The following is a 13,295-nucleotide window of genomic DNA, read 5'->3' on the forward strand; positions in this document are numbered from 1 at the left end:
TTATAAATCAGGTAGAACCAATTGCGGTCCATCGTCGGAGACTTGCTACAGCTGCGCCTGGCCGATGCCGCGGGCGGGCCGATGAACAAGCGCTTGTACCACGGTATCCGCGAGGCCATCCTGGAGGGTTCCATTGCCGCCGACTCGCGCTTGCCCGCCTCGCGCGACCTGGCCACCGAGCTGGGCATCGCCCGCAATACCGTGGTGCACGTCTATGGCCAGCTGCTGGCCGAAGGCTACACCCGCAGCCTGCAGGGCAATGGCACCTTCGTCAATGCCTCGCAGCCCGACTCCTACCTGGCCAGCGGCCGCCAGTCGCGCCGCGCGCCGGTGCCGCAGCCGCGTCCGGCGCTGTCGGCGCGCGGCGCCGCCATCGTCGACGGCGTCTCGGCCTCGCCCTACCAGTGGGGCGCCTTCATGCCGGGCGTGCCCGACCTGACCGAATTCCCGCACAAGAAGTTCGGCCGCATCTTTTCCGCGCTGTGGCGCAATCCCGCGCCCGACCTGCTGACCTATGCCTACGGCGGCGGCCTGCCGGCGCTGCGCGAGGCGCTGGCCCAGCACCTGGCGCTGACGCGCTCGATCGACTGCGACCCCGACCAGATCCTCATCACCGAAGGCTCGCACCAGGCCATCGACCTGGCCACCCGCATCCTGGGCGAGGCCGGCGAGACCGCCTGGGTCGAGGACCCGGGCTACTGGGGCGCGCGCACGGTGCTGCAGGCCAACGGCCTGCACACGGTGCACCTGCCGGTCGACGAGGAAGGCATGCGCCTGCCGGACGCCGACGCCGCGCCCGGCATGGCGCCGCCGCGCTTCATCTTCGTGACGCCGTCGCACCAGTATCCGCTGGGGCCGGTGATGTCGCTGGCGCGGCGCCGGCAACTGCTGGCGGTGGCGCGCCGCCACGGCAGCTGGATCATCGAGGACGACTACGACAGCGAGTTCCGCTTCTCGGGGCGGCCGATCGCCTCGCTGCTGGGGCTGGAGCCGGACGCGCCCGTGATCTACATGGGCACCTTCAGCAAGACCCTGTACCCGGGCCTGCGGGTCGGCTACCTGGTGCTGCCCAAGCCGCTGACCGCGGCGTTCCAGGCGGCCCACGCCGAGCTCTACCGCGAAGGCCACCTGATGACGCACGCGGCGCTGGCCACCTTCATCGCCGAGGGCCACTACGCCGCCCACATCCGCCGCATGCGCATGCTGTACGCGCGCCGCCGCGCCATGCTGGTCAACCTGATCGAACGGCGCCTGGGGCCCGAGTGGCTGCACCGCGACGCCAGCCTGGCCGGCCTGCACCTGGTGCTGACGCTGCCGCCGCACCTGGACGACCTGCGGGTGGTCGAGGTGGCGCGCCGCAAGGGCGTGCTGACGCGGGCGCTGTCGCGCTACTACGTCAATCAGGAAAACCGCCGCCCCGGGCTGCTGCTGGGCTACGCCTGCGTGCCCGAGCACGACATCGCGCGCAAGTTCGAGGTGCTGCTGGAAAGCCTGGCCGAGGTGGCGCGCATGACGCCCGCCGCGCCGGCGGTGGAGGCGCAGCCGGCGTAGCGGGGACCCGAGCGTCTCAACCCCGGCGGTTCTGTCCGCCGCCCAGCGCCGCCGCGAACGCCGTGGCGTTGCGCATGCCCTGGTCCTCGAAGTTGGTGTTGAACACCGCGTGCGCCTGTCCGCTTTGCCGCGCCAGCTCCTGGAAGCGGCGCGCCAGTTCGGCCAGCTCGGCCTCGGAATATTCATATTGGAAGCGCCCCGACGACGCGGCGCCGTTGGCGTTCCAGGTGGCGGCGTTGCGCCCGTGCAGGCGCAGCAGCGTCAGGTCGGGATGGGTGCAAGCCCACACCGCCGGCACGCTGTTGTCGAACCCCTGCGGCGCGTCCACCACGGTATGCACCAGGCCCAGCTCGCGCTCGAACGCCAGCGTGGCGTCCGTAGCCTCGGATGAATCGAACCAGCTGCGGTGGCGGAATTCGACCGACAGCAGGTGTTCCGGCAGGCGCCGCGCGCATTCGGCCACCAGCGCATGGCCGCGCGCGTCGCGCCGCAGCCAGGGCGGAAACTGGAAGTGCACCGCGCCCAGCTTGCCGGCCATGCGCAAGGGTTCCAGCGCCAGCGTGTAGCGGCGCCAGAGTTCGTCGCGCAGGTCGTCCGGCATGGCGTGGTGGTAGATGACCGGCTCGGGCCAGTCGTCCAGTTCGCGGCGGATGTCGGCGGGCAGCGACGCCAGCGGCGTCTGGTGGCCGGTGAAGAGCCGGTAGGCCTTGATATTGAAGACGAAATCGTCGGGCGTGCGCTGCGCCCACAGGTAGGCGTTCTCGGCGCTGGGCAGGGCGTAGTAGCTGGAATCGACCTCGGCCAGCCCGAAACGGGTGGCGTAGAAGCGCAGCCGCGACTGGGCGTCATGCGCCTCGCGCGGATAGAAGCGGCCGCACGCCAGCAGCGTGGGGTCGGTCCAGGAAGCGGTGCCGGCAAGCAGGCGCATGGGGAAAACGGGCGTATCGGGAGCGGGAGGCGATGCGGTTATGATACCTGGATATATCCCCAGGTATCGGGCCGCGCCGAGCGCGCCCGCCGCCGTCCCTCCCGCGCCCCATGTCCGACCAGAATCCCGCCAACCCGTCCAGCCGTCCCGATCCCCTGGCCGACCTCAACCCCGCCCAGCGCGAGGCCGCCGAGTTCGGCGTCGGCGGCGCGGGCGACGACGGCCCGCTGCTGGTGATCGCCGGCGCCGGCTCGGGCAAGACCAACACCCTGGCGCACCGCGTCGCCCATCTGATCCTGAACGGCGCCGATCCGCAGCGCATGCTGCTGCTGACCTTCTCGCGCCGCGCGGCCCAGGAAATGGAACGCCGCGTCGGCAGCGTGCTGCAGCGGGTGATGAACCTGCGCGGCAGCCAGCAGGCGCCGTCGCTGCCATGGGCCGGCACCTTCCACGCCATCGGCGCGCGCCTGCTGCGCGACTGCGCCCAGCGCATCGGCCTGTCCGAGGCCTTCACCATCCATGACCGCGGCGATGCCGAGGACCTGATGGGCATGGTGCGCCACGAGCTCGGCCTGTCCGCCACCAAGTCGCGCTTTCCGCTCAAGGGCACCTGCCTGGCGATCTATTCGCGCGTGGTCAACAGCCAGACGCCGGTGGCCGACGTGCTGCACGGCACCTTCCCGTGGTGCGCGCAATGGGAAGACGAGCTCAAGAACCTGTTCCGCGCCTACGTCGGCGCCAAGCAGGACCAGCAGGTGCTCGACTACGACGACCTGCTGCTGTACTGGGCCGAGATGATGGGCGACGCGGCCATCGCCGCCGACGTCGGCGCGCGCTTCGACCACGTGCTGGTGGACGAATACCAGGACACCAACCGCCTGCAGGCCGCCATCCTGCTGGCCATGAAACCCGATGGCCGCGGCCTGACCGTGGTGGGCGACGACGCCCAGTCGATCTATTCGTTCCGCGCCGCCACGGTGCGCAACATCCTCGACTTTCCGGCCCAGTTCCCGCAGCCGGCGCGCGTCATCACGCTGGACCGCAACTACCGCTCGACCCAGCCTATCCTGAACGCCTCCAACGCCGTCATCGGCCTGGCGGCCGAGCGCTATGCCAAGGATCTCTGGAGCGACCGGCCGTCGTCGCAGCTGCCCGAGCTGGTCACCGTCAGCGACGAAGGCGGCCAGGCCCGCTGGGTCGCCGACCAGGTGCTGGCGCAGCGCGAGGGCGGCGCCACGCTCAAGTCGCAGGCGGCGCTGTTCCGCACCTCCAGCCACAGCGCCGCGCTGGAACTGGAGCTGACCCGGCGCAACATCCCCTTCGTCAAGTTCGGCGGCCTGCGCTTTCTGGAAGCGGCGCACGTCAAGGACCTGCTATCGCTGCTGCGCTGGGCCGAGAACCCGCGCGGGCGCATGGCGGGGTTCCGCGTGGCGCAACTGCTGCCCGGCATCGGCCCGGCCACCGCCGGCAAGCTGATGGACGCCATGGCGCAATCGGCCGAGCCGCTGCGCGCGCTGCGCGCATTCAAGCCGGGCGCGGCGGCGCAGGCGGAGTGGGGCGCGTTCGCCGACACCTACGCGGCGCTGGCCGACCCCAAGCTGCGCTGGCCGGCCGACGTCGACCTGGCGCTGCGCTGGTACGCCGGCCAGCTCGAACGGCTGTACGACGATGCGCGGGTGCGCAAGACAGACCTGGACCAGCTGGTGCGCATCGCCGCGGGCTACCCGTCGCGCGAGCGCTTCCTGACCGAACTGACGCTGGATCCTCCCGACGCCACCAGCGACGAATCCGGCGCGCCCTCGCGCGACGAGGACTACATGATCCTGTCCACCATCCACTCGGCCAAGGGCCAGGAATGGAAGGCGGTCTATGTGCTGAACGTGGTCGACGGCTGTATCCCGTCCGACATGAGCACCGGCACCGCCGAAGAGATCGAGGAAGAGCGGCGCCTGCTGTACGTGGCCATGACGCGCGCCAGGGAACGCCTGCAGCTGATCGTGCCGCAGCGTTTCTACGTGCACCAGCAGACCGGCATGGGCGACCGCCATGTCTATGGTTCGCGCACCCGCTACATCACCAACGCCATGCTGCCGCTGTTCGATCATCTGCCCAAGCCGCCCAACCTGCCGGCGCGCGAGGCCAAGGCGCCGCAGGCGCCCAGCGTGGACGTGGCCAAGCGCGTGCGCAATCTGTTCGCCTAGCGTCATCGGCCGATCCCGGGCGGCCCGCGCGGGCGCGCCGGTGGGCTATCATCGGCCGATACGTTGCACCCGCAGGGCTCGCATCGCCAGAGGATGTCTATGTCTACCGAAGAGAATGCCGCCGCCGCTGCGCCCAAGAGCGAAGTCGTGGCGTCCATCGCCTATGTGAACGGCCGGCGCGACCACGAGGTGCCCATCGAGGAGGTGGGCAAGCACGTCGATCCCAAGCGCAGCATGCTGTGGATCGGCCTGCGCAATCCCAGCCCCGAGCGGCTGGCGGACGTGGTCAGCCAGCTTGGCGCCTGCGACAAGAACCAGGAAGAAATGCTGGAATCGCACCGCCGGCCCAAGATCATCGACTACGGCAACATGGTGCTGATCGTCGCCATCACCGTCGAGGTCGAGGCCGAGCGTCCCATCTTCGGCGAAACCCAATTCCTGATCGGCGAAGGTTTCCTGGTCACCGTGCGGCGCGGCGCCACCGCCGCCCACAGCCCCCTGCGCGAACGGCTCGAAGCCGCGCCCGACCTGCTCAAGCGCGGCAGCGACTACGTCGCCTCCGAATTGCTGGACTGGCTGGTGGACCGCTACGTGGCGGCGGCCGGCAAGATCGAATCGGTGGTCGAGGGCGCCGAACAGAAGCTGCTGATCCGCGGCGCCAAGGATTCGGACATCCGCAAGCTGTACCGCCAACGCCGCGACCTGCTGCGCATCCACACCGTGGTGTCGCCGCTGGCCGAGATCTGCCGGCGCCTGGCGCGGGTCGAGATGTCGGCCGTGGACGAGCACGCCCGGCCGTATTTCGGCGAGGTGGCCGACCGCGTGCTGCGGGTCGACGAGCTGTTCAATTCGCTGCGCGAGTCGCTGGCGTTCGCCTTCGAAGCCAGCCTGATGATCGGCCAGGCGGCGCAGAACGACACCACCCGCAAGCTGGCGTCCTGGGCCGCCATCCTGGCGGTGCCCACGGCCATCGCCGGCATCTATGGCATGAACTTCAAGTTCATGCCCGAGCTGGAGTCGCCGTTTGGCTATCCGGTCACGCTGGGCGTGATCGTCTCGGTCTGTTCGTTCCTGTACTGGCGCTTTCGCAAGTCGGGTTGGCTCTAGCGCGGCCGTGGCTGCGACCGTGGCGGCGCGGGCGCACGAGGCCGCCCGGCGCCGCCCGGGCTGTGGCAAACTGCCTGCGTTTTCCTCTTCGGAGCCCGGCCCGTGCGCGGCAATTCCCCCTTTCGCGGCGGCAGCAAGCTGACCGCCCTCGTGGTCGCCCTGATCCTGGCGGCGGCGGGCGCCATCGTCAACTGGCTGCAGCCGTCCCGCCAGGGCGGCGAACGCCCGGCCGAACGGCCCGGCGCCAGCGCGCCGGCCTCGCAGGGCCGGCCGGGCGCGGCCCAGGCGGGCGCGGTGCCGGCCGGCAGCTATACCCTGACCGGCATGATCGTCAACGTGGCCGACGGCGACACCGTGACGCTGCGCGCGCCCGACGGCCAGCGCCGCATCCGCATGGACAGCATCGACGCGCCCGAGGAAGGCCACGGCGTCGACCAGCCCGGCCAGCCCTACGCCGAGGCCTCGCGCCAGCACCTGGCCAGCCTGGTGGCCGGCAAGACCCTGACCGCCCAGTGCTACCTGAAGGACCAGTACGGCCGCGACGTCTGCGCGCTGATCCTGGACGACGGCCGCTCGGCCAACCGCCTGCAGGTCGAGGCCGGCTACGCCTGGGCCTACACCGCGCGCCAGGGCGAATACCTGAACGACAAGGCCATGCCCGACCTGCAACGCCAGGCCAAGGCCGCCGGCCGTGGCCTGTGGGCCGGCAAGGAACCGATGCAGCCCTGGAAGTGGCGCTACGACTGCTGGCGCCAGCGGCAGTGCGGCTGATAATCGCGGGCCCACAAGTTCCCTAGGGGATGCCAGGGTACTGGGGCGGATGCACCTTTGCTATCCTCTGTCGCACTGAATAGAAGGAAAGGTTTCCATGCGTGCTTTGATGCGGCTCTGGGCGGCGGCCATGATGCTGTTGCTGGCGTTGGCGGGCTGCTCCCGGGAGGGCAGTCCCATCAACAGCCCCTATCCGACCGGCGCCGAAGGCCAGAACACGCTGTATTCCGCTTTCGTCAAACGCTCGCCCAAGTACCTCGACCCGGCCAGCTCTTATTCCACCGACGAAACCCCATATACCTACAACATCTATGAGACGCTGTACGGCTACCACTATCTCAAGCGGCCGTACGAACTGATTCCGCGCGCCGCGGCCTCGATCGACCCGCCGGTCTACCTGGACGCGCAGGGCAAGGAGCTGCCGGCCGACGCGCCGGGCGAGCAGATCGCCCAGAGCGTCTACGACATCAAGATCAAGCCTGGCATGCGCTTCGCGCCGCATCCGGCCTTTGCCCGCAAGACCGACGGCGGCTACGACTACTTCCCGATCGCGCCCGAGGAACTGGCCGACAAATTCGCCATTCCCGATTTCCCGCGCACCGGCAGCCGCGAACTCACCGCCGACGACTACGTCTACGCCTTCCGCCGCCTGGCCAGCCCGCGCGTGGTGTCGCCGATCTATTCGCTGATGGCCGAATACGTGAGCGGCCTGAAGGACTATGGCGACCGCCTGCGCGAGCGCGACAAGGCGCTGCGCCGCGACCTGCCGGGCGGCGCCGGCGCCTCGTGGCTGGACCTGCGCGAGGCCGATGGCTTCACCGGCGTGCAGGCGCTCGATCCGCACACGCTGCGCATCCGCGTCAACGGCAAGTATCCGCAGTTCAAGTACTGGCTGGCCATGACCTTCACGGCGCCCGTGCCCTGGGAGGCCGACCGCTTCTACAACCAGCCCGGCATGGCCGAGCACGACCTGTCGCTCAATACCTGGCCCGTCGGCACCGGCCCCTACATGCTGGCCGAGTCGCTGCAGAACCGCCGCCACGTGCTGGCGCGCAATCCCAACTTCCATGGCGAACCCTATCCCTGCGACGGCGAGCCGGGCGACCGCGCGGCGGGCCTGCTGGCCGATTGCGGCAAGCCCACGCCCTTCATCGACCGCGCCGTCTTCAGCGTCGAGAAGGAAGCCATTCCGCTGACCGGCAAGTTCATGCAGGGCTACTACGACCTGCCGCAGATCGAACGCGGCGAATACGGCGTGGCCATGCTGGTGGCCGCCGGCGACAGCCAGGACAAGGCGCGCAAGTACGCCGAGCATGGCATCCGCCTGCCCACCACGGTCGAGACCGCCAACTGGTACATGGGCTTCAACTGGCTCGACCCGGTGGTGGGCAAGGGCGACACGCCCGAGCAGGCCGAGAAGAACCGCAAGCTGCGCCAGGCCATCAGCATCGCCTTCGACTGGGAAGAGTACGTGGCGGTGTTCGAGAACAGCCAGGCCTCGGTGGCCTACGGCCCGGTGCCGCCCGGCGTGCTGGGCTACCGCGAACCGCCCGAGGGCGTGAACCCGGTGGTCTACGACCTGGTCGACGGCAAGCCGGTGCGCAAATCCATCGACACCGCGCGCAAGTTGCTGGCCGAGGCCGGCTACCCCGACGGCCGCAACGCCGTGACCGGTGCGCCGCTGGTGCTGTACTACGACTCCATGACCGGCGGCGGCTCCAATCCGCAGTTCGACTGGATGCGGCGGCAGATGGCCAAGATCGGCGTGCAGATGGACGTGCGCTCGACCGACTACAACCGCTTCCAGGACAAGATGCGGCGCGGCTCGGCGCAGATCTTCCTGTGGGGCTGGAACGCCGACTACCCCGACGCCGAGAATTTCCTGTTCCTGCTATACGGCCCCAACGCCAAGGCCAAGAATGGCGGCGAGAACGCCGCCAACTACGACAGCCCCGAATACGACAAGCTGTTCGAGCAGATGAAGTTCCTGGACGACGGCCCCGAAAAGGAAGCCCTGATCCAGCGCATGGTCGCCATCGTGCAGCGCGACGCGCCGTGGATGTTCGGCTACTTCCCGATGTCGGGCGGCGCCTACCAGCAGTGGGTCGGCAACGCCAAGCCCACCCAGATGGTGCGCAACACGCTGCAGTACATGAAGATCGATGCCGCCCTGCGCGAACGCAAGATCGATGAATGGAATTCCCCCATCTGGTGGCCGGTGGGCCTGTTCGTGCTGCTGATCGCGCTGGCGATCTGGCCGTCCTACGTGGCGCTCAAGCGGCGCGAACGCCAGACCGCCTTCGCCCAGGCTTCCCGCAAGGAGCATCAATCATGATCGGCTACGTCATCCGCCGGCTGCTGTATGGCGTGCTGATCCTGATCGGCGTGAACCTCTTCACCTTCATCCTGTTCTTCGCGGTCAACACACCCGACGACATGGCGCGCCTGGCCATCGGCGGCCAGCGCATCAGCCAGGACGCGGTCGAGAAATGGAAGGTCGAGCACGGCTACGACAAGCCGCTGTTCTACAACGCCCAGGCCAAGGGCGCGGCGCAACTGACCGACACCGTGTTCTACCAGCGCTCGGTGCCGCTGTTGGCGATGGACTTCGGCGCCTCCGATGGCGGCCGCGACATCGGCCGCGAAATCCAGACCCGCATGGGGCCGAGCCTGGCGCTGGCGGTGCCGACCTTTTTCCTGGGGCTGTTCGCCAGCATCGTGTTCTCGCTGACGCTGGTGTATTTCCGCGCCACCCGGCTGGATTTCTGGGGCGTGGTGGTGTGCGTCATATTGCTGTCGATCTCCAGCCTGTTCTACATCATCGCGGGGCAGTGGATGTTCGCCAAGCTGCTGCGGCTGGTGCCGTTCTCGGGCTTCGAGGGCGGCCTGGACATGGTCAAGTTCCTGGCGCTGCCGGTGCTGGTGGCGATCGTCTCGCGCCTGGGGCCCGAGGCGCGCTTCTACCGCACCCTGTTCCTGGAAGAGATCGGCAAGGACTACGTGCGCACCGCGCGCGCCAAGGGGCTGGCCGAGCGCGTGGTGCTGTTCCGCCACGTGCTGCGCAACGCCATGCTGCCGATCCTGACCAGCACGGTTGCCGCCTTGCCGCTGCTGTTCATGGGCAGCCTGATCGCCGAATCGTTTTTCGGCATCCCGGGCCTGGGCAGCTACACCATCGACGCCATCAACGCGCAGGACTTCTCCATCGTGCGCGCCATGGTGTTCCTGGGCGCGTCGCTGTACATCGTGGGGCTGATCCTGGCCGATATTTCCTACACGCTGGCTGACCCCCGCGTCCGATTCGAGTAGCCGCCATGCCCAAGTTCGTATTCCTCTGGACCGACATTGCGCTGTGGCTGATGGTGCTGGGCGCGCTGGCCTATGCCTGGCACGTGCGGCGCAGCCCGAACCTGCGTTCGACCTGGTCGCGGGTGGCGCGCGACACGCCGGCGATGTGCTCGGCGGTGGTGCTGGCGGCGTTCGCGCTGGTCGGCCTGCTCGATTCCGTCCACTACCGCCCGCAACTGCCGCCCGCGCCGGGCGCCGCCGCCGACGCCGCGCCGGTCTACGCGCCAGCGGTCAAGTCGGCGCTGGACGGCCTGCTGCGCGGCAGCGTGCTGACCCAGCCCGAGAAAACCTATTCCAGCCCGCTGGCGGTGCGCCAGTTCACCAAGGAAACCCTGCTGGTCGACGACAAGCCGGTGCGCGACTTCCCGCGGTTGCGGGCGGCCGGCACGCACCTGGCCGACCCCGACCGCGACCACCTGGGCGACGTCTATTACCGCCTGGGCCTGGGGCTCGCGGCGGGGCTGGCCGTGTCGCTGATCGGCGCCGGCCTGCTGTTCGCCTGCCTGGCGCGGCGCGGCGGCGCGGCGGCGGCGGCCGAGGCCCTCCTGGGCGGACGCGCCGAGGTGCCGTGGCGCGCCATGGCCATCACCTTCACCCTGCTGTGCCTGGTGACGGGGGCGCTGGCTGGGCTGTCCAGCGGCTACCACGCCCTGGGCACCGACCGCATCGGCAACGACGTGCTGTGGCAGGCGCTCAAGAGCATTCGCACCGCGCTCGTCATCGGCAGCCTGACCACGCTCGCCATGCTGCCGCCGGCCATCGTCTTCGGCATCGCGGCCGGTTATTTCAAGGGCCGCGTCGACGACGCCATCCAGTATCTCTACACCACCATCACCTCGATCCCGGGCGTGCTGCTGGTGGCGGCCTGCGCCCTGATGATGCAGGTCTACATCGACAACCACGCCGATCTGTTCGACACCTCGGCGGCGCGCGCCGACCTGCGCCTGTTCCTGCTGTGCATGATCCTCGGCTTCACCGGCTGGGCCGGGCTGTGCCGGCTGCTGCGCGCCGAGACCCTCAAACTGCGCGAGCTGGAATACGTGCAGGCCGCGCGCGCCTTCGGCGTGTCGCACTGGCGCATTATGACGCGCCACCTGCTGCCCAACGTCGCGCACCTGGTGCTGATCACCGTGGTGCTGGAATTTTCCGGGCTGGTGCTGTACGAGGCGGTGCTGTCGTACCTGGGCATCGGCGTCGATCCCAGCATGAATTCGTTCGGCTCGATGATCGATGGCGCGCGCCTGGAAATGTCGCGCGACCCGATGATCTGGTGGAACCTGATGACCGCGTTCCTGTTCATGCTGGCGCTGGTGCTGGCCGCCAACCTGTTCGCCGACGCCGTGCGCGACGCCTTCGATCCGCGCACCCGCCGCTACAAGCCGGGCCGCCTGCCGGGCATGGGCTGGTTCGGCCGCCGCCCGGGGGCCGCGCTGGCGGCCGATGCCCGATCCACCAAACCGGGAGACGCGCCATGAGCCAGGATATCCGCCAAGACGCCCCCTTGCTGGCCGTGCGCGGCCTGGACGTCGACATCGCCGGCGAAAGCGGCATGACGCACGCCGTCAAGCGCCTGCAGCTGGCCATCTCGCAGCGCGAGACCTTCGCCCTGGTGGGCGAGTCCGGCTGCGGCAAGAGCATGACCGCGCTGGCGCTGTTGCGCCTGCTGCCGGACGCCGGCCGCATCGTCGGCGGCCAGATCGACCTGGATGGCGAAGACCTCAACCGCCTGCCCGAGAGCGCCATGCGCGGCGTGCGCGGCGGCCGCATCGGCATCATCTTCCAGGAACCGTCCACCAGCCTCAATCCGGTGATGCGGGTCGGCGACCAGATCATCGAGACGCTGGTGGCGCACACGCCGCTGCGCGGCGCCGCGGCCCGCGCCCGCGCCATCGACTGGCTGCGGCGGGTCGGCATCCCCGAGCCCGAGCGGCGCGTGGACGATTATCCGTTCCAGTTCTCCGGCGGCCAGAAGCAGCGCGTCATGATCGCCATCGCGCTGGCGGCCGAACCCTTGCTGCTGATCGCCGACGAACCCACCACCGCGCTCGACGTCACCGTGCAGGCGCAGGTGCTGGCGCTGCTGGCCGACATCCAGCGCGAGATCGGCATGGCGGTGCTGCTCATCACCCATGACCTGGCAGTGGTGCGCAACGTCGCGCACCACGTGGCCCTGATGCGCGGCGGCGAGATCGTCGAAAGCGCCAGCGCCGAGGAATTCTTCCGCGCGCCCAAGCACCCCTACGCGCGCCAGCTGTTCGACGCCATTCCCACTTTCGAGAAGCGCGGCGTGCCGTTGAGCGAGGCCGGCCGCGCCGCCCTGGGCGCGGACGCGGCGCGCAAGCGTCCACGCGAGCCCGGCGTGGTGCTGGACGTGCAGGACCTGAAAGTCCATTACCCGGTGCGCAAGGGGCCGTTGCGGCGCGTGGCGTCGTGGGTCAAGGCGGTCGACGGCGTGACCTTCAGCCTGCGCGCCGGCGAGACCCTGGCGCTGCTGGGCGAGTCCGGCTGCGGCAAAACCACCACGGGCAAGGCGTTGCTGCGGCTGATCGACGGCGCCCGCATTTCCGGCCGCGCCATGCTGCAGGGACAGGACCTGCTGACCGCCGACCGCGCCCGGCTGCAGCGCCTGCGCCAGGACATCCAGATCGTATTCCAGGATCCCTACGCCTCGCTCGATCCGCGCATGAGGGTCGGCGACATCCTCGACGAGGGCCTGGAATCGCTGCGCCGCGGCATGAGCGCGCAGGCGCGCCGCGACCGCGCCGTCCGGCTGGTCGAACGCGTCGGCCTGCCGGCCAATACGCTGGCGCGCTATCCGCATGAGTTCTCGGGCGGCCAGCGCCAGCGCATCGCCATCGCGCGGGCCCTGGCGGTCGAACCCAAGGTGCTGATCTGCGACGAGCCGACCTCGGCGCTGGACGTGTCGGTGCAGGCGCAGATCCTGGACCTGCTGCGCGAGCTGCAGGACGAGCTCGGCATCGCCTACCTGTTCATCACCCACAATTTCGGCGTGGTCGAGTACCTGGCCGACCGCATCGCGGTGATGGAGGGCGGCCGCATCGTCGAACTGGGCGAGGCCGACGCCGTGCTGCATGCGCCGCGCCAGGACATGACGCGCCGGCTGCTGGAAGCCGTGCCGCGGCTGCAATTCGGCCAGGCCTGATCCGGCGCCGCCCCTCGCCGTCGAGGCGGGGGAGGGCCGGAATCATGCGATACTGTCTATTCGAACACCGCGAAAAACGATCCTGCGCGTGACGCCGCCGCCCGGCCGCGTCCCGCCCGGATCGCGCACACGTCACCCGGCCCGCCAGGCCAGGTCGGCCAGCGATTCCCCCGACAACCGTCGGAACGTCCCGAGTCATCGCGCCCTTGGCGCACATGGCTCGTTT

Annotated in this window: 9 protein-coding genes; 8 read left to right on the forward strand and 1 reads right to left on the reverse strand. The window is 69.5% G+C overall.

Translation table 11 applies throughout. The features are described 5' to 3' along the window. The first annotated feature begins 21 nt into the window (after positions 1-21). Positions 22-1,551, forward strand: coding sequence for a PLP-dependent aminotransferase family protein (locus tag I6I07_RS17045; RefSeq protein WP_420094505.1), 1,530 nt, complete (start codon positions 22-24; stop codon positions 1,549-1,551). Between the two features lie 16 nt (positions 1,552-1,567). On the opposite strand, the gene I6I07_RS17050 is transcribed toward I6I07_RS17045, so the two are convergent. Beyond that, positions 1,568-2,479 (reverse strand): DUF72 domain-containing protein, encoded by a 912-nt coding sequence (locus I6I07_RS17050; RefSeq protein ID WP_198482975.1) that lies wholly within the window; start codon positions 2,477-2,479, stop codon positions 1,568-1,570. A 110-nt stretch (positions 2,480-2,589) separates the two neighbouring features. Between I6I07_RS17050 and I6I07_RS17055 the strand changes: the two genes are divergently transcribed. The 7 genes from I6I07_RS17055 to I6I07_RS17085 all read left to right on the forward strand — a co-directional run bounded on the left by I6I07_RS17055 (position 2,590) and on the right by I6I07_RS17085 (position 13,069). Beyond that, positions 2,590-4,680, forward strand: coding sequence for an ATP-dependent helicase (locus I6I07_RS17055; RefSeq protein ID WP_198482976.1), 2,091 nt, complete (start codon positions 2,590-2,592; stop codon positions 4,678-4,680). A gap of 99 nt (positions 4,681-4,779) precedes the next feature. Next, positions 4,780-5,787 (forward strand): magnesium and cobalt transport protein CorA, encoded by a 1,008-nt coding sequence (locus I6I07_RS17060; RefSeq protein ID WP_198482977.1) that lies wholly within the window; start codon positions 4,780-4,782, stop codon positions 5,785-5,787. 102 nt (positions 5,788-5,889) lie between these two features. After that, entirely contained in the window at positions 5,890-6,558 is a 669-nt protein-coding gene (locus tag I6I07_RS17065) for a thermonuclease family protein (RefSeq protein WP_198482978.1), read from the forward strand. A gap of 97 nt (positions 6,559-6,655) precedes the next feature. Beyond that, positions 6,656-8,893 (forward strand): ABC transporter substrate-binding protein, encoded by a 2,238-nt coding sequence (locus I6I07_RS17070; protein WP_198482979.1) that lies wholly within the window; start codon positions 6,656-6,658, stop codon positions 8,891-8,893. Beyond that, positions 8,890-9,867, forward strand: coding sequence for an ABC transporter permease (locus I6I07_RS17075; protein ID WP_054431935.1), 978 nt, complete (start codon positions 8,890-8,892; stop codon positions 9,865-9,867). Before I6I07_RS17070 ends, I6I07_RS17075 begins: the two co-directional genes overlap by 4 nt. 5 nt (positions 9,868-9,872) lie before the next feature. Beyond that, positions 9,873-11,381, forward strand: coding sequence for an ABC transporter permease (locus I6I07_RS17080; RefSeq protein ID WP_116519936.1), 1,509 nt, complete (start codon positions 9,873-9,875; stop codon positions 11,379-11,381). Between the two features lie 8 nt (positions 11,382-11,389). After that, positions 11,390-13,069, forward strand: a complete 1,680-nt coding sequence (locus I6I07_RS17085) for an ABC transporter ATP-binding protein (protein WP_198487565.1) — start codon at positions 11,390-11,392, stop codon at positions 13,067-13,069. Positions 13,070-13,295: the final 226 nt, after the last annotated feature.

Origin of the sequence: Achromobacter deleyi (genome assembly GCF_016127315.1) — a bacterium.
In the GTDB taxonomy this organism is placed as follows: domain Bacteria; phylum Pseudomonadota; class Gammaproteobacteria; order Burkholderiales; family Burkholderiaceae_B; genus Achromobacter; species Achromobacter insuavis_A.